The 21,191-nt window shown below is 61.9% G+C and carries 14 protein-coding genes; 13 read left to right on the top strand and 1 reads right to left on the bottom strand.

Annotated elements, in window-relative coordinates:
* Positions 1-93 precede the first annotated feature (93 nt).
* The 6 genes from LY631_RS17725 to iolG all read left to right on the top strand — a co-directional run bounded on the left by LY631_RS17725 (position 94) and on the right by iolG (position 6,434).
* Positions 94-1,140 carry a LacI family DNA-binding transcriptional regulator gene (locus tag LY631_RS17725; RefSeq protein ID WP_274426926.1) on the top strand — a complete coding sequence of 349 codons (1,047 nt, stop codon included), beginning with the start codon at positions 94-96 and terminating at the stop codon, positions 1,138-1,140.
* A 136-nt stretch (positions 1,141-1,276) separates the two neighbouring features.
* Positions 1,277-2,107, top strand: coding sequence for a TIM barrel protein (locus LY631_RS17720; protein WP_274426925.1), 831 nt, complete (start codon positions 1,277-1,279; stop codon positions 2,105-2,107).
* 220 nt (positions 2,108-2,327) lie between these two features.
* Positions 2,328-3,275, top strand: a complete 948-nt coding sequence (locus tag LY631_RS17715; RefSeq protein ID WP_274426924.1) for a sugar ABC transporter substrate-binding protein — start codon at positions 2,328-2,330, stop codon at positions 3,273-3,275.
* Between the two features lie 92 nt (positions 3,276-3,367).
* A complete protein-coding gene (locus LY631_RS17710) occupies positions 3,368-4,393 on the top strand; it encodes an ABC transporter permease (RefSeq protein ID WP_445082909.1) in 1,026 nt (341 codons plus the stop codon).
* Between the two features lie 23 nt (positions 4,394-4,416).
* On the top strand, positions 4,417-5,202 hold the full coding sequence (locus LY631_RS17705; protein ID WP_274426922.1) for an ATP-binding cassette domain-containing protein: 786 nt from the start codon (positions 4,417-4,419) through the stop codon (positions 5,200-5,202).
* A gap of 227 nt (positions 5,203-5,429) precedes the next feature.
* Positions 5,430-6,434 (top strand): inositol 2-dehydrogenase, encoded by a 1,005-nt coding sequence (iolG, locus tag LY631_RS17700; RefSeq protein ID WP_274426921.1) that lies wholly within the window; start codon positions 5,430-5,432, stop codon positions 6,432-6,434.
* A gap of 115 nt (positions 6,435-6,549) precedes the next feature.
* On the opposite strand, the gene LY631_RS17695 is transcribed toward iolG, so the two are convergent.
* A complete protein-coding gene (locus LY631_RS17695) occupies positions 6,550-7,668 on the bottom strand; it encodes a Gfo/Idh/MocA family protein (RefSeq protein ID WP_274426920.1) in 1,119 nt (372 codons plus the stop codon).
* Positions 7,669-7,773: 105 nt separating this feature from the next.
* On the opposite strand from LY631_RS17695, the gene LY631_RS17690 reads away from it, so the two are divergent.
* The 7 genes from LY631_RS17690 to LY631_RS17660 form a co-directional block, all read left to right on the top strand.
* Complete coding sequence (locus tag LY631_RS17690; RefSeq protein ID WP_274426919.1) at positions 7,774-8,628, top strand: MurR/RpiR family transcriptional regulator; 855 nt, start codon at positions 7,774-7,776, stop codon at positions 8,626-8,628.
* A 103-nt stretch (positions 8,629-8,731) separates the two neighbouring features.
* Positions 8,732-10,651, top strand: coding sequence for a bifunctional 5-dehydro-2-deoxygluconokinase/5-dehydro-2-deoxyphosphogluconate aldolase (locus LY631_RS17685; RefSeq protein ID WP_274426918.1), 1,920 nt, complete (start codon positions 8,732-8,734; stop codon positions 10,649-10,651).
* Positions 10,648-12,471 carry a 3D-(3,5/4)-trihydroxycyclohexane-1,2-dione acylhydrolase (decyclizing) gene (gene iolD / locus LY631_RS17680; protein ID WP_274426917.1) on the top strand — a complete coding sequence of 608 codons (1,824 nt, stop codon included), beginning with the start codon at positions 10,648-10,650 and terminating at the stop codon, positions 12,469-12,471. The genes LY631_RS17685 and iolD overlap by 4 nt, the downstream gene beginning before the upstream one ends.
* Positions 12,471-13,370 carry a myo-inosose-2 dehydratase gene (gene iolE / locus LY631_RS17675; RefSeq protein ID WP_274426916.1) on the top strand — a complete coding sequence of 300 codons (900 nt, stop codon included), beginning with the start codon at positions 12,471-12,473 and terminating at the stop codon, positions 13,368-13,370. Before iolD ends, iolE begins: the two co-directional genes overlap by 1 nt.
* 61 nt (positions 13,371-13,431) lie before the next feature.
* Complete coding sequence (locus tag LY631_RS17670) at positions 13,432-13,713, top strand: hypothetical protein (RefSeq protein ID WP_274426915.1); 282 nt, start codon at positions 13,432-13,434, stop codon at positions 13,711-13,713.
* A gap of 12 nt (positions 13,714-13,725) precedes the next feature.
* On the top strand, positions 13,726-14,535 hold the full coding sequence (iolB, locus tag LY631_RS17665) for a 5-deoxy-glucuronate isomerase (RefSeq protein ID WP_274426914.1): 810 nt from the start codon (positions 13,726-13,728) through the stop codon (positions 14,533-14,535).
* A gap of 528 nt (positions 14,536-15,063) precedes the next feature.
* Positions 15,064-21,191, top strand: a 6,128-nt coding sequence (locus LY631_RS17660; RefSeq protein WP_274426913.1) for a DUF6923 family protein, incomplete at its 3' end; no start/stop codon positions are given.

The following is a 21,191-nucleotide window of genomic DNA, read 5'->3' as shown; positions in this document are numbered from 1 at the left end:
GAGACACCTCAAGAAGTATGCAATCTTTTATATCATTTCCTATCAGAATGTGATTTTATTTCATGATAGATTACTATCAGAGAGGGACCCTGCATGGGCCAGCGCCCGACAATTGCCGATGTGGCCCACGAGGCCGGAGTAAGTGTTGCCACCGTGGATCGGGTGCTGAACGGTCGGCATCGGGTGCGTGAGGAGACGGCGCGGCGCGTATACGAAGCCGCCCAAGCGGTCGGCTATCATGCGGCGGCGCTTATTCACCAGCGCATTACGGCCGAGCTGCCGGTGATGGACTTCGGCTTTCTCCTGCAAAAGGAGGCACAGCCCTTCTATCAGGGGCTGGCGCGGGCGCTGACGGAGGCCGCGGTGGGCGTGCGAGACGTGCGGGTGCGTCCGCACATTGCATTTGCGGAGGGGCAGGCCCCCTCCGCAATCGTGGCACAGCTGGAGCCGCTCGCCACTCGCACCCAGGCCATTGCAGCCGTTAGCGTCGACCATCACAGCGTCACGCAGGCCGTGGAGGCGCTTAAGGTCAACGGCAAACCGGTCTTTGCGCTCCTGTCGGATTTCGCCCAAGGGGTGCGGGAAAGCTATGTTGGCTTGAACAATATCAAGGTGGGGCGCACGGCGGCATGGCTCATCGCGCACACGGCGCGCCGGCCCGGGAAAGTGGCGCTCTTCGTCGGCGGCCATCGCTGGCACGGCCATGAGTTGCGCGAGACCGGTTTCCGCAGTTTCTTCCGCGAATATGCGCCGGAGTTCGAAATCCTTGAGACAATGGTCAATCTGGATACGCGCCGGCTTACCTACGAGGCAACGCTGAACCTTCTCGATCGCTACCCCGACATTGCCGGCTTCTATGTAGCCGGTGGCGGGATGGAGGGTGCGATCATGGCACTACGCGAGGAGATGTCTGAGAGAGACGGATCCGCCATGCGACCCTCGGTTATCGTCAACGAGCTGACGCCGGATTCGACTGCTGCCCTGCAGGAGCATCTGATTACGGGTATACTCGCGACGCCGCTGCAATCCATGTGTCGCTCATTGCTCGAGCACATGGTCAATTCCGTTCGTTCCGGGCAGGCCGAGACGTCGGGACAGCTTTTCTTGCCGGTTACAATTCATGTGCCGGAAAGTCTGTGATGTGGAATGATAGAAACAAGTCTCTTGAGAGACGAATTCTGTCATACTTGATAGGCTTTGTCGCACGTTCGCGTTGACGCCCCTGCGGGTCCCCGCCATGCTTCGATTAAAATCAAAGTCTATGGGGAGGCCTCTCATGACCGCAGGTACGCCGGCTTTTGCACTCAACCACATGTGCGCGCCCAACCATTCCATCTCCGATTTCTTCGACCTTGCTAAGGCAGTCGGGGCGACCGGCGTTGAAATCCGCAACGACATTCAGGGCAATGCCATTGCCGACGGGACCGATCCGGAGGCGATTGCCGAGGCCGCCGCCTCGCGGGGCTTGCGTATCGTCTCCATCAACGCGCTGCAGCGCTTCAACCAATGGAATGACGCGCGGGAGAACGAAGCGCGGGCGCTTGCCGCCTATGCAAAAGCGTGCGGGGCGGAGGCGCTGGTCCTGGTGCCCGTCAACGACGGCACAGGCAGCGCGAACGGCGAGCGTCAGGCAAACTTGCGTATCGCCTTGAAGGAACTGCGGCCGATCCTGGCCGAAGCTGGGATTGCCGGCCTAGTGGAACCGCTTGGCTTTGACACGTCTTCACTGCGCTACAAATCCGAAGCCATCGAGGCAATCGAGGGGCTCGGCGCCAGTGCGGTCTTCCGTATCGTCCACGATACGTTCCATCATTTCTTGTCCGGTGAAGAGTCAATTTTTCCAGCGCAGACGGGGCTCCTACACGCTTCCGGAGTGACGGACAGTGCCATCGGCGTAAATCAGATGTGCGATGGCGACAGAGTGCTGGTCGGCCGGGGGGACCGGCTCGACAATATCGTCCAGATCGCAGCCTTGCGCAGGGGTGGCTTTAACGGACCGCTATCATTCGAACCGTTCTCCGAGGCGGTGCACCGTCTGCCCGATCTCGCCTCGACGATAGCCGACAGCATGACATTCATCACAGAAGGTATGCGACAACTCGCTTAACCGCAGCGCAAGCGGCCACAAAATGGAATTCGCCTTGACGTTAGGTCAAAAAATGGAATAAATATTTTATATTGAGCATCTCGCGGTGATGGCGTTCCATTTTGGAGGAGAAGGTGCCGTCGTCATTTATGGAGCGTCGCTGGGGGGCTCGCAAGTTCCCGGTACGGGAATCCGGCTGAAAACGGGTGCCGCCGGTCACCCATCTGCGGAGGAGCATCAAATGAAGAAGCTAATAATGAGCGCTGCGGTTTCGGCGCTGATGACGACGTCGGCCATGGCCGAGACCATCGGCGTGTCCATGGCCTTGTTCGACGACAACTTCCTGACTGTTTTGCGTAACGGTATGGAGGATTATGCAAACGAAATGGACGACGTGGATGTGCAGATCGAAGATGCGCAGAACGACGTCGGCAAGCAGCTCAACCAGATTCAGAACTTCATCGCATCCGGTGTGGACGCCATCGTCGTCAATCCGGTCGATACCGACGCTACCGTTGCCATGACCAAGGCAGCGGCTGATGCCGGCGTGCCGTTGGTCTTTGTAAACCGCGAGCCAGTCAACGTGGAGGATCTGCCCGAAAACCAGGCCTTTGTGGCTTCGGACGAGCGAGAGTCCGGAACGCTGGAAACTCAGGAGATTTGCCGTCTTCTACGGGAGCAGGGCAAGGACGATGGCGCCAAGATCGTCGTCATGATGGGCGAGCTGTCGAACCAGGCGGCGCGCATGCGCACGCAGGATATTCATGACGTGATCGCCACTGAAGAGTGCTCGTTTATGGAGATCGTCGAGGAGCAGACTGCCAACTGGCAGCGCACGGAAGCCGCCGACCTCATGTCCAACTGGCTTTCAGCTGGCGTCGAGTTCGATGCAGTGATTTCCAACAATGATGAGATGGCCATTGGCGCGATCCAGTCAATGAAGGCGGCGGGAATGTCCATGGACGAAGTGCTCGTCGGCGGCGTCGACGCGACCCAGGACGCGCTGGCCGCCATGGCGGAAGGTGATCTCGACGTCACCGTATTCCAGGATGCGGCAGGACAGGGGCATGGTGCCATCGATACAGCGCTGAAGCTGGCACGCGGCGAAGCGATCGAAGATCAGAAAGTCTACATTCCCTTCCAACTCGTCACACCCGACAACATGGATGAATTCACGAGCAAGAACTGAGGTGGGACAGCCGGCGGGAGGATTCCGCCGGCTATCAGGCGGCCGGCTGTAAGGCCGGCCAGCCCAAGAGGGAGGTCGGCATGGCGGAGAGAATGGCGACAGATCAGGCGGAAGCCGGGGCCACGCCAGATGTGGCGGAAGGAAAGAAACCGCGTTCCCATGAGTTGAATGCTCTTATCGGGCTCCTTGGGGTCGCAATCATTTTCGAGCTTCTCGGCTGGCTTTTTCAGGGTCAGAGTTTCCTGTTCAACACCCAGCGCCTGAGTATCATGATCCTTCAGGTTGCGGTGGTGGGAATCATTGCCGTTGGCGTGACCCAGGTGATTATCACCGGCGGGATCGACCTTTCCTCGGGCTCGATAGTTGGCTTGACAGCGATGGTCTCCATGAGCCTCGCCCAGGTCGGTACCTATCCACGCGCGGTCTATCCAAATCTGACTGACCTTCCAGTCATTATACCGATCCTTGCCGGGCTGGCTTGCGGGCTGGGGGCGGGATTCATAAACGGCGCGCTGATCGCCTACACCCGAATTCCGCCTTTCATCGCCACCCTCGGCATGATGGTCACAGCGCGCGGGGCCGCTAAGTGGTACACGCGCGGACAACCGGTGTCCTTCCCGACCGACAGCTATGCAGCCATCGGACAAGGCATGATGCCCGTCGTCATCTTTCTGGCCGTCGCGCTGCTTTTCCATGTCGCTCTGAAATATACTGTCTATGGAAAGCACACCTATGCCATCGGTTCGAACCAGAATGCGGCGAGGGTTTCCGGCATCAGTGTCGAGCGCCACTTGGTCCTTGTGTATTCCATCGCCGGTCTTCTTGCCTCTCTCGCCGGCATTGTCGTCGCCGCCCGCGGGCTGACCGCTCAGGCCGGGATGGGTATGATGTACGAGCTGCAAGCCATCGCCATGGCCGTCATTGGCGGCGTATCGCTGACGGGCGGACGCGGCTCGGTGGTGGGCACGGTGATCGGTGCCGCCATCTTCGGCGTTATCATCTCCGGCTTCACCTTCTTGAAGCTCAGCGCCTACTACCAGGAGATGATCATGGGCGCGATCATCATCGCGGCCGTGGTTGCCGACGTTTACCGCCAGCGATTCCGGACGAGCACCTAGTCGCTGCCAAGTGGGAGGATAAAGTGGCCGATAGCAATTCCAAGATCATCCTGCAGACGGAAAATCTGACCAAGCATTATGGGGGCGTTCATGCGCTCGAGGATGCGGATTTCACGCTGCGGGAAGGCGAGCATGTGGCCATTGTCGGCGACAATGGTGCGGGGAAATCCACTTTCGTGCGTCAGATCACCGGCGTTGAACAGCCCACGGCGGGCAAGATCTTCTTCGAGGGAAAGGAGGTGACGTTCAGCAGCCCGCTGGATGCGCGCGATGTCGGCATCGAAGCAGTCTTCCAGAACCTCGCGCTGGCGGACGATCTGGACGTTCCGTCCAACATCTTTCTCGGCCGTGAGGAGGTCTACTTCAATCTTGGCCCGTTCAGTTTCCTCAATGAGAGAAAGATGTATCGTCGGTCCATGGAGGCGCTGGAACGCACCGGTATTAAGATACCAAACTTGCATAACCCGATCGCCAATATGTCCGGGGGCCAGCGCCAATGCGTCGCCATCTCGCGCGCGGCGAGCTTCGCCTCCAAGCTTATCATCATGGACGAGCCGACTGCGGCACTCGGCGTTCAGGAAACCACGCAGGTGGAGAACATTATCCGTGGTCTCAAGAAGCAAGGGATCCCCCTTATTCTCGTTAGCCACAATCTGCGCCAGGTCTTCAATCTCGTGGACAAGATCTGGGTGTTCCGGCGCGGGCGCATCGCCGGAATGCTGGAGGCCGACAAGACCGACGGCAACGAAATCGTCTCTTTGATCACCGGGGTGAAAGCCGGTGTGCACGAGAACGCGAGCTATATTTAGAGCTGACCTGTTTCACGGCACAGCCCCGGCTACGAGGGAATACTTGAGCCATGCCAAATTCGCGCATTAGCGCCGCCGTTGTTGGCGGAACCCAGGAGCTCGGGTGGGCAGTTACCGCCCAGGTTATTGCAGAAGGCTGCCGCGCCCTTGTCATACCGGCCCCGGGTGCCTATCCCGAACAAGGTGAGCCGCACCCGGAAAACACGAACGAAAAGGAAAGAAGAAGGATGACAGTACGATTCGGCCTGCTGGGTGCCGGGCGCATCGGCAAGGTGCATGCCCGTGCTATCTCCGGCAATAAGGGCGCGCAGTTGACGGCCGTCGCCGATGCGGTCGCCGATGCCGCCAGCGCGATCGCAGAGGCGCAGGGCTGTGCTGTGCGCACCATCGAGGAGATCGAGGCGGCTGCGGACATCGATGCCGTTGTGATCTGCACGCCCACCGACACCCACGCTGATCTGATCGAGCGCTTTTCCCGAGCCGGCAAGGCGATCTTCTGCGAAAAGCCCATCGATCTCGACTACGACAGGGTGAAGGCTTGCCTGAGAGTCGTTGAGGAGACGGATGCGACGTTTATGGTCGGCTTCAACCGCCGCTTCGATCCGCATTTTTCCGCCGTCCGCGCAGCGATTAACGAAGGCAGGATCGGCGATGTCGAGATGGTGCAGATCGTCTCCCGCGATCCGGGTCCGCCGCCGGCACAGTATATCGGCTCGTCGGGCGGTATTCTGAGGGACATGACCATTCACGATTTCGATATGGCGCGCTTCTTGTTGGGCGAGGAGCCGGACACGGTTTTCGCCACGGCTTCTGTCCTGGTTGATCCGGAGATCGGCAAGCTGGGAGATCACGACAGCGCATCGGTGGTGCTCACGACACCTTCGGGCAAGCACTGCACGATTTCGAATTCCCGCCGCGCCACCTACGGCTATGACCAGCGCATTGAGGTGCACGGATCGAAAGGAGCCATTTCAGCCGAGAACCAGCGTCCGGTCTCGATAGAGATCGCGACGAATACAGGCTACACGAAGCCGCCTCTGCACGACTTTTTCATGACGCGCTATACGGAGGCCTATGCGGCGGAAATGGCGGCTTTCGTCGCCGCTATATCGGAGGGAAAGCCCGCTTCACCATCGGGGCAGGACGGCCTCAGGGCCTTGGCGCTGGCCGATGCGGCGTATTTGTCGATCGAACAGGGCAGGGCGGTCAAAGTGTCTGAGGTGCTGGGGTAGCCTGGGAGGCCGGGAGTACCTTCATAAGGTAAGGGGATCCTTTGCCTGGGCTCTTGCAGATCGAGAGTGATTTGCAATCCGGTAAGCTCGACAAGCTTGTCGGTGGCCGGTTGACCTACACCGCCACCCTTCGCTCCTCGCGCGCTGCCGCCGCGATGGCGTGGATAACCCTTTCGTATTCCAGGGCCTCGAAAAAATCAGGTGAGGATTTTTCGCCTCCTGCGACCCAGCGCAGGAAGGCGCCGGCCTCCAGCGTCTTGAGGTCGTTGAAGCCGAGTTGGTGGCCCGGCGCCGGGCAGAAGTTCCCGTAAGGAGGGTGATCCGGGCCCGTGAAAATCGTTTTGAAGCCTTGCTGCGCCCGGTCTCCTTCATTCTGGTACAAGTGCAACTCGTTCATGCGCTCTTGGGCGAATACGAGCATGCCCTTGGTTCCATGGACTTCCCAGTCCAGCCGGTTCTTGCGGCCCCAAGCTGTCCGTGAAGTTGAGAGCGAGCCATGCGCGCCGCTTTCAAAACGCACGAGTGCAGAAGCGGTATCCTCGTTTTCCACCTTCTTGCGATCCGTCCCATCCGGCGTTGCGCGCGTTTCGTGGACGGTTTGCATATCCGCGACCAGACTGGCGATCGGCCCCATGAGGTCGTAGGCCATCGAAACGAGGTGGCAGCCCATGTCCCCGAGTGCGCCCAGACCGGCCTCCTCCAGTCGCGCGCGCCAGCTCCAGGGCAAGTCGGGATCCGCCTGGTAATCCTCGTCCACCCAACCGCGAAAATGGATGATGCGGCCGATAGCGCCTTCGCGGATCAGCGTACGGGCATGGAGAAAGGCCGGGTTCTTGATGTAATTGTAGCCGACGATCGTCTTGACGCCCGCCCGTTTGGCCGCCGCAGTCATCTCCTCGGCCTCGGCCAATGTCAGGCCCATAGGCTTTTCGCAATGCACATGCTTGCCCGCGGCGATCGCCGCAAGGGCGATCTCTCGGTGCATGTGGTTCGGGGTGGTGATTGAGACGATTTCCACGCGCGGGTCCTGTACGACCTCCCGCCAGTTATCCGTCGACCGGGCAAAGTCGAATTGCTCGGCCATTTGCCGGGCCTTGTCGGCCGGAGTATCGCAGAGGATCTCCAGCCGCGCCGCCGGCACATCACCCAGAACGGCCTTTGCCGTGCGATAGGCAAGCGCGTGGGCCTTGCCCATGAAACCGGTGCCGATTAGTCCAATGCCAATCTCGCGCATCTGCCCTCCTCATCCCCCGCTTTGATAGACTCGTACCATGGTAGAATTTTTATTCCAAAGGCGCTAGGATTGAGCAGGTGTACTGTCAAGCATAGAAAGTCACGCATGGACGCCCGTTCCGCCCCCGCTTCCATCGAGCAACTTCTCGACAGGATGTTGCAAATCTCCGACGATTTACCCAAGCGACTGAAGCAATGCGCCGATTACGTGGCAACCAACCCGGACCGCGTCGCCGTGTCGACCGTCGCGGAGATGGCGGAAGGAGCTGGCGTACAGCCGTCTGCCTTCATGCGCTTCTGCCAGGTGCTCGGGTTTTCAGGCTATTCGCAGATGCAGCGCCTGTTCCGGGAATCTTATGCGCAGAACTGGCCCGATTATGCGACCCGGCTGGAAAAGCTGCGTGAAAGCGGTGCGGGCCGACCTTCGGCGCTTCTGGCGGAGTTCGTCGAGGCGGGACGGCTGTCACTGGAAAACCTCGCCAAGACCATCGACCCGCAGGTGCTGGACTCGGCCATAAAGGCGCTCGCCGAGGCGCATATGGTCCATATCGTCGGCTTGCGCCGGGCTTTCTCCGTCGCCTCCTATCTTGCCTATGCATTCGAGAAAATGAACGTTCCCACCATGCTGCACGACAGCGTGGGCATGCTCGATAGCCGCCATGCCATTCGTGCAGACGATGCCGTGATTGCAATCACCTTTGCGCCCTATACACCGGAAACCGTGAAGTTGGCCGAAACCGCCCACCATGCAGGCGCCGACGTGGTGGGCATCACGGATTCACTGGCGAGCCCGCTGAGGCCGGTAACCACCCAAATTCTAACCGTTTCGGAGGCAGATTTCGGTGACTTTCGCTCGCTTTCGGCCACGCTTTCGCTTGCCGTGACTCTGGTTGTGGCGGTTGGAACGGAAATGCGTGCGCGGGAAAATGGAATTTCCTTGTTGAGGAGCGACGATAAATAGAATATATCTTCTATAACTCTTAAGGATCGAATAGCGGCCAGATTCCGCCATCCGAAGGAGGGAGGACGTGCGCTCAATGCGCGCAACAGCAGGGAGGCGCGATGTGACGAAAAAGCTTGACGTCATCACCATCGGCCGCTCGTCGGTTGATCTCTACGGCGCGCAGGTTGGCGGGCGGCTGGAGGACATGGCCTCCTTCAACAAATATATCGGCGGCTCCCCCACAAATATCGCGGCCGGCGCGGCGCGGCTCGGCCTGAAGTCGGCGCTGATCACTCGCGTGGGTGACGAGCATATGGGCCGCTTCATCCGCGAGGAGCTTCAACGCGAGGGTGTGGACGTGCGCGGAGTCAAGACGGATCCGGAGCGCCTGACCGCACTTGTCCTTCTCGGCATCCGTGATCAGGAGCAGTTTCCGCTGATCTTCTATCGCGAAGACTGCGCCGACATGGCGCTCAGCGAGGATGATATCGATCCGGACTTTGTCGCGGAGGCGCGCGCCGTTTGCGCCACCGGCACACACCTCTCCCATCCGCAGACGGAAGCTGCCGTGCTTAAAGCGCTGAAGCTCGCCCGTGAGAGCGGCGCCAAAACCGCGCTCGACATAGATTACCGGCCCAATCTCTGGGGCCTGGCCGGCCACGGCGCCGGCGAGAGCCGCTTCATCGAATCCGAGCGCGTAACGGCAAAGCTTCAGACGACATTACCGCTCTTCGACCTGATCGTCGGCACGGAGGAGGAGTTCCACATCGCCGGTGGTTCCACTGACACCATCGAAGCATTGCGCGCTGTCCGCCGCCTCACTGATGCGGTGCTCATCTGCAAGCGCGGGCCAATGGGTGCTGCGGCCTTCACTGGCGGGATCCCCGGCACGCTGGATCAAGGTGAGGCGGGCGAGCATTTCCCCATCGAGGTCTTCAACGTGCTGGGCGCCGGCGACGGTTTCATGGCCGGCCTTCTAAAGGGCTGGCTCGACGGGGAGGTCTGGCCCACCACGCTTAAATACGCCAATGCCTGCGGTGCCTTCGCCGTCTCTCGCCACGGCTGCACGCCGGCTTACCCCTCCTGGGAGGAGCTGCAATATTTCTTCCGCACCGGCCTAAAGAACCGCGCGCTCCGCAAGGATACCGTGCTCGAACAGGTGCACTGGTCGACCAACCGGAAGGGTGACTGGCAGGACATGCGGGTCTTCGCCTTCGACCACCGTAGGCAGTTGGAAGAGATGGCCGAAGCGGCTGGGGCGCCGGCGGAGCGTCTCGGTGATTTCAAGGTGCTGTGTTTGGAAGCCGCGAAGCAGGTTGCGGGCGACAGGCATGGCTATGGCATTCTGTGCGACGGGCGGCTCGGCCGCGATGCCCTGTATCAGGCTGCGGGCAGCGGTCTTTGGATCGGAAGGCCGGTCGAACTGCCGGGATCGCGCCCGCTGGAGCTGGAGCCGGAGATCGGACCGGATTTCGGCGGGCTGGCCGAGTGGCCGCTGGAGTACGTGGTGAAGGTGCTGTGCTTCTATCATCCGGATGATGACGCGGAAATGAAGGCGCGGCAGGAGGACGTGGTCAAGCGGCTATTTGCCGCCAGCCGCCGCAATCGGCTGGAGATGCTTCTGGAAGTCATACCTTCCACGGTCCGCTCCTGTGATGAAAGGACGACCGCGGCCGTCATCGAGCGTTTCTACGAGATCGGCGTCTATCCTGACTGGTGGAAGCTGGAGCCGATGACCTCGCAGAAGGCTTGGGCCAATGCTTGCGAAGCGATCACGCGAAACGACCCCTATACACGCGGCATTGTGGTGCTGGGGCTCGATGCGCCAGCCGACGAGCTGGAGGCAAGTTTTGCTGCCGCTGGCGGGTTCGATCTCGTTAAGGGCTTTGCCGTCGGACGCACCATCTTCGCCGACGCCGCGCGCCGCTGGCTGGCTGGCGAGATCGGCGACCGGGAGGCCGTGCGAGACATCGCCCAACGTTACCGAGCACTTTGTGAGGTGTGGGATCGTGCACGCGCGATGAAAGGGAGGGCCGCATGAAGACAATCAGGCTGACCGCCGCCCAGGCTGCAACGCGCTATATCGCCGCCCAGATGAACGAGGACGGCGAGCCCTTCATCGCCGGTGTGTGGGCGATCTTCGGCCACGGCAATGTGGCGGCCCTCGGCGAGGCCCTCCATGCCGTACGTGAGGAGCTGCCCACTTATCGCGGCCACAACGAACAATCCATGGCCCATGCGGCCATCGCCTACGCGAAGCAGCTTCGCCGCCGCCGCGCCATGGCCGTGACCTCCTCTATCGGCCCCGGCGCCACCAACATGGTGACCGCCGCTGCGCTCGCCCATGTGAACCGTCTTCCCGTGCTTCTGATGCCGGGAGACGTGTTCGCCGGGCGCGGTCCGGACCCGGTATTGCAGCAGGTCGAGGATTTCGGCGACGGCACCATTAGCGTCAATGACTGCTTCCGCCCGGTCTCGCGCTACTTCGACCGCATCACGCGGCCCGAACAGCTTCTGACGGCGCTTCCCCGCGCCTTTCGCACCATGACGGATCCCGCCGATTGCGGGCCGGTGACGCTCGCCTTCTGCCAGGACGTGCAGGCGGAGGCCTATGACTGGCCGGAAAGCTTCTTTGAGCGGCAAGTCTGGCGGATGCGCCGCGTGCAGCCCGACCCGGTTGAGGTCGAGCAGGCAGCAAAACTTATCGCCGCCGCGGAGAAACCGGTCATTGTCGCGGGCGGCGGCGTCCACTATTCGGACGCCCACGAGGCGTTCCGTTTCTTCATCGAGACGCATCAAATTCCGGTGGTGGAGACCCAGGCGGGCAAATCGGTACTGCCCTGGGATCACCCGCTCAATCTCGGCCCCGTCGGCGTCACCGGCTCGTCGAGCGCCAATGCCCGCTGCGCCGAGGCCGACATGGTTATCGGCGTCGGCACCCGCTTCCAGGACTTCACCACCGGCTCGTGGTCGCTGTTCTCACGCCCAGGACGCGAGCTCATCAGCCTCAACGTCAACGCCTATGACGCGGTCAAGCATGGTGCGACACCCCTTTGCGCGGATGCCTGCGTCGGGCTTGAAGCGCTGTGGCGCGCGCTGGGCGACAAGCGCTTCGATCCGCCTCCCGCCTCGCTCAAGGAAGAGTGGTTCGCCGCCGCCGATGCGGTGACCGCCGCGCCGACCGACACCAACGCGCTGCCCACCGACATGCAGGTGATCGGCGCGGTGCAGCGTGCCGCGACTGATGACACCGTGGTCATGTGCGCGGCCGGCACCATGCCCGGCGAACTGCACAAGCTCTGGAAAGCCGGCCGCCCCGGCTCCTATCATATGGAATACGGCTACTCCTGCATGGGTTACGAGATCGCCGGCGGGATGGGCATCAAGATGGCCGAGCCGGACCGGGACGTGGTCGTGATGGTCGGGGACGGCTCCTACATGATGATGAACTCGGAGGTGGCGACGGCAGTGATGATGGGCATCAAGATCACCGTCGTGATCACCGACAACCGCGGCTTCGGCTGCATCAACCGGCTGCAGATGTCGACCGGTGGGGCCGAGTTCAACAACCTGCTCGACCACGCCCAGCACGTAAATCCCTCCCAGATCGACTTCGTCGCCCACGCCGCTTCCATGGGCGCGCATGCGGAGAAAGCGAGTTCCGTGGCCGAACTGGAAGGCGCGCTGGCGAGGGCCCGTGAGGTCGATGGGCCCTTTGTCGTGGTGATCGATACCGATCCCTACCCGTCCACGGAGGCCGGGGGGCACTGGTGGGATGTCGCCGTGCCGGAAACGTCCGAGCGCGCCGAGGTGAAGAACGCGCGCGACAAGTACGAAGCCGCGCTGAAGAAGAGGAACTGATGATCCGCTACGGCACCAACCCAATCGCCTGGTCGAATGACGATGATCATTCGATCGGCGCGCATATCCCGCTGGAGCAGTGCCTGCGCGAGGCGGCCGAGATCGGCTTCGATGGGATCGAGAAGGGCCACAAAATGCCCGACGACGGGCAGGCGCTGAAAGAAGCGCTCGGTGCGCACGGCCTCGTCTTCATCTCCGGCTGGCACTCGACCAACCTGCTCGTCAACGACCTGGAGACCGAAAAGCGCGCGATCCAGCCGCATCTCGAAAGGCTGAAGGCGAACGGCTGCAGGGTCTGCATTGTCTGCGAGACCTCCAACGCCATCCACGGCAACGATGCCGTTCCGCTGAAGGACAAGCCGGTGCTGGCCGAGCCTGAATGGCCGGCCTTCTGCGCTGGGGTCGAGGCCCTGGGCGAATATTGCGGGAGCCAAGGCATAGACCTCGTTTATCACCACCACATGGGCACCGTCGTGCAGACGCGGGAAGAAATTGATCGCCTGATGATGGGTACGGGCCCGGCCACGAAGCTGCTGCTCGATGTCGGGCACGCATGGTTTGGCGGCGCCGACCCGGTGGCACTGGCGCGCGCCTATGCGGGCCGGGTGGGCCACTTCCATGCCAAGAATGTGCGCCACGAAATCCGCAGACAGGTGGAGGAGGAGGGCCTTTCCTTCCTTGAAGGGGTGCGCCGCGGTGTCTTTACCGTTCCCGGCGATCCGGAGGGTGCACTTGAGTTTTCGGCGGTGCTGAAGGTTCTGGCCGAGCACGGCTACAAGGGATGGCTTGTCATCGAAGCCGAGCAGGACCCGCTCAAGGCGGACCCGGTGAAATACCAGTCGATGGGACTGAAGGCACTGCGCGAGGCCGCGCACTCAGCCGGGCTGGAGGGGGGTTAGGCAAAGTGAGAGGGGCGGCACTCCTCCGTGCCCCGCTCTGTCCTGTCGGAAGGAGCGGGCAATGAAGCGCTCTCCCGTCGTCACCCGTCCCAGCGATTGCAACACTTTTGCAGCCTTTTATAGTGGCACGATGCATAAGCTCTTCGATCTTTATCATCCGTTCTTCCGTCCGCTCTGGCGGAGGGTCGCTGTCATCGTGGTTTGTCTCGGCTGGGGCATCTTCGAATTTTCCATGGACGAGCCCTTCTGGGGCGCGCTCTTTTCCGGCCTTGGCGTTTACTGCGCCTGGGTTTTCCTCTTCGACTACAAGCCTGACACAGGCACCGATAGCGACACGCAATAGGGAGCGAGACAAATGCCCAACCTCCTGGTCAAGCCCGCCGGCACGGGCGGCAAGGTCCACGATATTACGCCGAAATCGGCGGGCTGGGGCTATGTGGGTTTCAGCCTCTATCGTCTGAAGCCGGGCGAGACCGCCACGGAGGAAACTGGCGACCGCGAGGTCATTCTGGTGCTGGTCGAAGGTAAGGCGGAAATTGCCGCGGAAGAGAAAGACTTCGGTGAACTCGGCGAGCGCATGGACGTATTCGAGCGCCTGCCGCCGCACGCGGTCTATATCCCGAACGGGTCCCGCTGGTCCGCGAAAGCGACGACGGAGTGCACGCTCGCCGTCTGCTCCGCGCCGGGAGAGGGCGGGCATGATGCTCAGGTGATCGGGCCCGCGGGCATTTCGCTTGCCGAGCGCGGCAAGGACGCCAACACGCGCTATATCCATGCCATTGCCATGGAAGAGCGCGACGTCGCCGACAGCCTGCTGGTGACCGAAGTCTTCACGCCCCAGGGCAACTGGTCGTCCTATCCGCCGCATCGGCACGATGAGGATAACTATCCCGAGATGACCTATCTGGAAGAAACCTATTATCACCGCCTCAACCCGGCGCAGGGTTTCGGCTTTCAGCGGGTCTTCACCGAAGACGGTGAGTTGGACGAGACGATGGCCGTTTCCAACCACGATGTCGTGCTCGTCCCGCGCGGGCATCACCCCTGCGGCTCGCCCTATGGCTATGAGATGTATTATCTCAATGTCATGGCAGGCCCGCGCCGCGCCTGGCGCTTCCAGAACCACCCAGACCACGACTGGATTTTCCAGCGCGACAGCGCCTGACGGCCGGCATCACACGCCGATTGGCGCCCCTCATTTCGCCCGCGCCAGCAACGAGACAGGCCATGCCGTTGGCGTGGTCCTTGGCCGCGATCACCCGCCATCCACGTCCGTCTCTCAATCTCCCTCGAGTAAGGGATGCCCGGCAGGACAGAGGCGGGCGCGAAGGGGCGCTGAGTTCTGGCCTCATACATTCCGGGCGGTATAGGGCACCTCTCCTCCAGTACATTCGACACCGATTGCGACCACAACCTGTGGCAGAACTGACACATACGAACCACGACATCAAGAAAGCTGCAATTTTCTGGAGTGAGTGCTGAGTATTTTGAAAAAATCAGTAACTTCCTGAAAGACCCTTGCAGAATTTCCTGTCTTCCTGCCCTGGCGGAATCATCTGTTTGGGGTTGTTCCTGCCGAGGCATTGATGCAGCGCATTGGATTCATTGAAGAATTCACTGCAATGTTTCGGTAGTGCAGCTTGAAGCACAGGAAGCGGCCCCCTCCGATGATCGCAGATTGAGGGGGTCGTTCATGCATCTGCCAGCTTTGCTCAGCCGGGTAGCACACCGTCGGCAGAAATTCATTCAACTCACTCTGGCAACGGCGGTTGAAGCCCGAAGGAAACTGCGCGCCGCGCGACGCATCCTCACTTTGGGCGGGGCAGCGACCCTGGTGTCGCTCGCGGGTGTCCTGTCCGCAACGATGCCGGCAAATGCGCAGCAGACCCCCTTCGCCGCCTGTACGTCGACCATGTATCTGTCGATGGGCTACAATCCGACGCAGCTCCGCAGTATCGATACCAGCACCAACCCGTTCACCTATCCGACCATCGGCTCGCAGGACACACCCGGCTATAACGGCATCGGCTATCATCCCACCACCAACTTCATCTACGCGTCGGTTTGGAACGCCACAGGCGACAACAGGCATCACCTCGTTCGCATCGACAGCAATGGCGTCGTGCGGGATATGGGCGTTATCGGGGGGGGGAGTATCAATCAATCTCCTTATACCTCAGCGATCGCTTCGGGTGTAGTCGGGACGGACGGCTTTCTCTACCTCAAGCACAATGGGCTCGCGGGCAATGTAGGTTCGACCCGGATGTGGCGCGTCAACGTATCGACGCGGGTCGCGACAGCTATTGACCTTGACCGAGCAGTCCGTCACGGAGACATCGCCTGGCACAACGGGCTGATCTACGCTCACGATCTGGACAACGACCTGTTGGTCACGATGAATCCCGCCTCGGGGGCAGTGAACACAGTCGGGACGTCGGGTGTTCCCGCAGCTGGGTTCGGATCGTTGATCAGCGCCAGCAACGGCATTTTTGGTCGTTCGAATAGTACTGGAGGCTTCTACCGGTTCGATACGGCGACGGGCGCGGCAACGCTGATCTCCGATGGTCCATCCGGCGGCGGCGACGGCGCCAAATGCCCGACCACGGCGGTAACCCTGCCCGCCGACACGCAGATTACCAAGGACGACAGTTCGGATCACTATGCCAACGGCGGGCAGGTAACGTACGAGATCGTTGTATCCAACGCGGGTCCGTTCGGCGTGCAGAACGCGGTGGTCAACGATGCGCTGCCTTCCGGCGTCACCGAAGCGACGTGGACCTGCGGTGCGGCTACCGGTGGCGCAACCTGCTCCGTGGCGAGCGGCACGGGCCCCATCGAGGATATAGCCGTCAACCTGCCCGACGGCGCCTCCGTCACCTTCGAACTCACCATCGAGGTTCCGTTCAGCTACACCGGCGACCTCACCAATACGGCGACGGTCACCAACCCGGCCGACGTGCCTGACCCCGACACGACTAACAACACCGCGGCGGATACGGACACCGCGCAACCGAATTTTGGCGCCTGCGACGCAACCATGTATCTGGGGCAGCACACCCCGACCCGGCTCTTCCAGTTCGACACCTCGTCGAACCCCTTTGACGTTACGCCCATGGGAGATGCCTCCTCCTACACTTACAACGGCATGGGGTACAATCCGGACGACAACTACATCTATGCAATGGACCGGACGACAGCCGGCCAAGTGCTTCGCGTCGGCAGTGATGGCAGCGTGACGACGATGGGAGTGCCGACGGAACAGGGGACAGGCGATCCCCTGCCGGTTAGTCCCTACACGGGCGAGATCGCTCCCGACGGCACATTCTATATAGTGTCCGGCGCGACGCTCTATGCCATCGACATACCCAGCATGACGTGGACCTCCGTCGGGCTTACCCGGAGCGTCAACGGCCATGATATAGCCTGGCACGACGGACGCCTCTGGATAGCCGCGTCGAGCGATAACCCGCTTTATACGATCAATCCGTCGACCGGTCAGGTTTCGGCGTCGACCGGTACCACCGGCATTGCCAATAGCTTCGGCGCCATGTTCGGCAGCACCAACGGTGTCTTCGGCGCTAACAACGCTGGCGGCTTCTACCGCTTCAACCTGACCACCGGCGAGGCGACGCTGATCTCGAACTTGCCGGGCTCCAACAACAACGACGGCGCCAAATGTGTCAACACGGCGATGACGTTCCCGGCCGACACGCAGATCACCAAGGACGACGGCAGCACAACCTACGTGCCGGGCACGGATGTGGAATACACCATCGTCCTGTCGAACAACGGTCCGTTCGGGGTTCAGAACGCGCTGGTGAACGATCCGCTTCCCGCCGGCATCACCGCCGCCGATGTCACGTGGACCTGCGACACCCCGGTGAACGGCGCCACATGCGGCGCCGCGAACGGCACCGGCGCCATCACCGACGTTCCCGTGAGCCTGCCGGATGGCGGTTCCGTCACCTTCACCCTGACGATGAGCGTACCGGATGACTTCACCGGCGATCTCGTCAACACGGCGACGGTCGATAACCCGGCCGACGTTCCGGACCCGGACACCACAAACAACACGGCGACGGACACCGACGTCTCCGTCCCGCGCCTGACGCTCGAGAAGCAGGTGACGAACGACGATGGCGGGACGGCGGATACGGCGGATTTCACGCTCACCGCCGACGGGCCCGTGACCATTTCCGGCGTCAGCGGCAGTGCCGACGTGACGGATGCCGCGGTATCGGCGGGCACCTACACGCTGAGCGAGACGAACCAGCCGGGCTACACGGCCAGCGACTATAGCTGCGTGGTCGATGGCGGCTCGCCTGTCACCGGCAACGAGATCACGCTTGCAAACGGCCAGGTCGCCGTCTGCACCATCACGAACGATGATGCCCTGCCGACGCTTACCCTCGCCAAGACCGTCGTCAATGACGACGTGGGCACGGCCACCACGGACGATTTCACGCTTGAAGCATCGGGTCCGACATCGTTCTCCGGCGTCAGCGGCGACTCTTCCGTCACCAACGTGCCCGTCGAGGTCGGGACCTACACCCTGAGCGAAACCACCCTGCCGGACTATACCGGTTCCGACTACAGCTGCGTCGTCAATGGCGGTGCGCCGGTCTCCGGCAACATCATCGACATCGCGGTTGGCGACGACGCGGTGTGTACCGTCACCAACGACGACAACGAGCCGACAGACCTGGCGATTACCAAGACCAACGGCAGCGACACGTACAATCCGGGCAACCAGACGATCTACACGATCACCGTCAGCAACAACGGCCCCATCGACGTGACCGGTGCGCTCGTCAACGACGCCGTTCCCGGCCCCGCCTCGGGTGCGAGTTGGACGTGTATCGGCGACGGCGTGAGCGGCGTCTGCGGGGAAGCCAACGGCACTGGTGCCATAGAGGACGTGCCGGTAGACCTCGTTGACGGCGGCTTTGTCACGTTCACGTACACCGTCGATATTCCCGCGGGTACAGATGGTGAGCTCATCAACACCGCCACGGTCACGAGCCCGCCGGAAACGCCCGATTCTGATCTTTCCAACAACACGGCGACGGACGGGGACATTTACCCTCTCATCCACCGCATGAAGTCGCTGACGGGCGAAGATGGCCTAATCGACGGTGTCGCCGAGCCGGGCGAGACGCTGACCTATACGGTGGCGCTCGAGAACGCAGCAGGTTTCGACGTCGTGTTCGACCTCATCGACAACATAGACGACAACACCACCTATGTGGCGGGCACGGCGGCGGTGGACGGGAATCCGACGGAGCCGGATGTCACTGGCGATCCACTGGAATGGACTGACGTAGATGTTCCGGCGGGAACGACCGTCCTGGTTGAATACAATGTCCTCGTGGACAACCCGCTCCCCGATAGCGTGACGGAGATCCACAACGCGGCGACAAGCGATTGCGCTGGTTTCCCGGATGCGTGCACGACCACACCGACGCCGGGAACGGCTGTTCCGTCCAAGGAACTGACGGGCGAGGACGGGCTGGTCGACGACGTGGCCGAACCGGGCGAGACGCTGACTTATACGGTCACGCTCACCAATCCGGGTACTGTCGACGCGCTTCACGACCTCCGCGACAACATCGACGACAACACGACCTATGTGCCAAACTCGGCGACGGTGGGCGGAACACAGCAGGCGCCGGATCAGGACGGCGATCCCATTGAGTGGTACGATCTTGTCGTTCCCGCCGGTGGCACGCTGGAGGTGGTCTACGACGTTCAGGTGGCCGACCCGATCCCCGACGGTGTGACGGAGATCCGCAACGCGGCGACCGACGATTGCGGCGCCAATCCCGATGCTTGCGTTACCACACCGACACCGGCAACGGCCGTTCCGTCCAAGGCACTGACGGGCGAGGATGGGCTGGTAGATGATGTGGCAGAGCCGGGCGAGACGCTGACCTATACGGTCACGCTGACCAATCCAAGCGCTTTCGGCACGCTTCATGACCTGTCCGACAACATCGACGACAACACGACCTACGTAGCCGGCTCGGCGAGCGTCGGCGGCACGGCCCAGGAGCCTGTCGGCGCCGATCCACTAACTTGGGACGACATCGTCGTGCCGGCGAACGGCAGCATCGACGTGACCTATCAGGTGATCGTTGCTAACCCGCTTCCCGACGGCGTGACAGGGATCCGCAATGCCGCGACCGACGATTGCGGCGCCAATCCCGATGCCTGCGTTACCACACCAACACCGGGAGCGGCCGTTCCGTCCAAGGCCCTGACGGGCGAGGACGGGCTGGTCGACAATGTGGCCGAGCCGGGCGAGACGCTGACCTACACGGTCATGCTCACCAATTCGGGTACGGTCGACGCGCTTCACGACCTTCCCGACAACATCGACGACAACACGACCTACGTGGCGGGCTCGGCGATGGTGGGCGGAAGCCCGCGGGAGCCGGACACCGCAGGCGATCCCCTGGAGTGGGACGATCTCGTCGTTCCGGCAAACGGCACGCTTGAGGTGGTCTATTCGGTCACGGTGGCCGACCCGCTTCCCGATGGCGTGACGGAGATCCGCAACGCGGCGACCCTGGATTGCGATGCCTTTCCGGACGCTTGCGTCAGCACGCGTACGCCGGGCGTGGCCGCACCCTCCAAGGAACTGAGGGACGAGGACGGTCTGGAAGACGATGTCGCCGAGCCGGGCGAGACCCTCACATATACGGTCACGTTGACGAACGAGACCGAGGCCGGCGCACTTTTCGATTTGGCCGACAACATCGACGACAATACCGAGTATGTCGCCGGTTCCGCCACTGTGGGCGGGAGTAGCCAGGAGCCGGACTCCGCGGGCGATCCTCTGGTGTGGAACGATCTCGTCGTTCCGGCGAGCGGCACGCTGGAAGTGGTCTACCAGGTCTTGGTGGCCGACCCTCTCCCCGAGGGTGTCACCGAAGTCAGAAACGTCGCCTACGAGGATGGAACGCCGGAGCCCGATTGCAGCGCCAACCCCGGGCAGTGTGTCGTGATCGATTTGCAAGATCCTTCACTCGGCTTGTTCAAGGCCGGCGCGTACGAGGACGTGGATGGCGACGGCGCCTCCAGCCCCGGCGATCTGATCCGCTACACCTTCACCGTGACGAACACGGGCAACGTGCCGGTTTCCGATGTCGTGCCGCAGGACGAGGGCCCGCTCTTCGGTGGCGCCCAGGGCGAGAACGATCTTTCGGACTTCGAGCCGGAGAATCTAACCCTGGCTCCGGGAGAAGAAGGCACCTTCACTGCGACCTACTCTCTGGGGGAGATGGACATCGATAATGGAGCCGGTCTCGACAACGGCGTGGAGAACACGGCTACGGCGATCGGCTATGTCAACGGCACGCAAGTGACCGGCACGATGGTGGAGTCCGACGAAAGCGTGTCGGTGCTGTCGCTGCCGCTTGCGGCAAGCGATATCTCGATCATCAAGATCGCAAACCTCCGGCAGATCCGCCGGGGTGAGCAGGTGCCGTTCACGATCCGGGTGACGAACAATGCCGGTTCGTTGGCGGAGGGGCTGACGGTGATCGACACGATGCCGTCTGGTTTCCGCTATGTTGAGGGCTCGGCGTCAATTGATGATGCGGCTGTGGAGGCTGTTGTTGCCGGACGTCAGATCCGCTTCGAGGGCCTGTCTCTGGAGGGCAATGGCGAACGCGACATCCGGCTGCGGTTGCAGGCGTTGAGCACGGCCGGGCCGGGCGAGCACACGAACCGGGCGAGCGTCACGGATGTGAGCGGGCGGCGGCTGGGCGCGGAGGCCACCGCCACGGTGGAGATCCTGGCCGAGCCGGTGTTCGACTG

Source organism: Chelativorans sp. YIM 93263 (genome assembly GCF_028767125.1).
Classification (GTDB): Bacteria; Pseudomonadota; Alphaproteobacteria; order Rhizobiales; family Rhizobiaceae; genus Chelativorans.
Note: the sequence above shows the minus strand (reverse complement) of the source record. Positions and strands in the feature narration are given on the sequence as shown.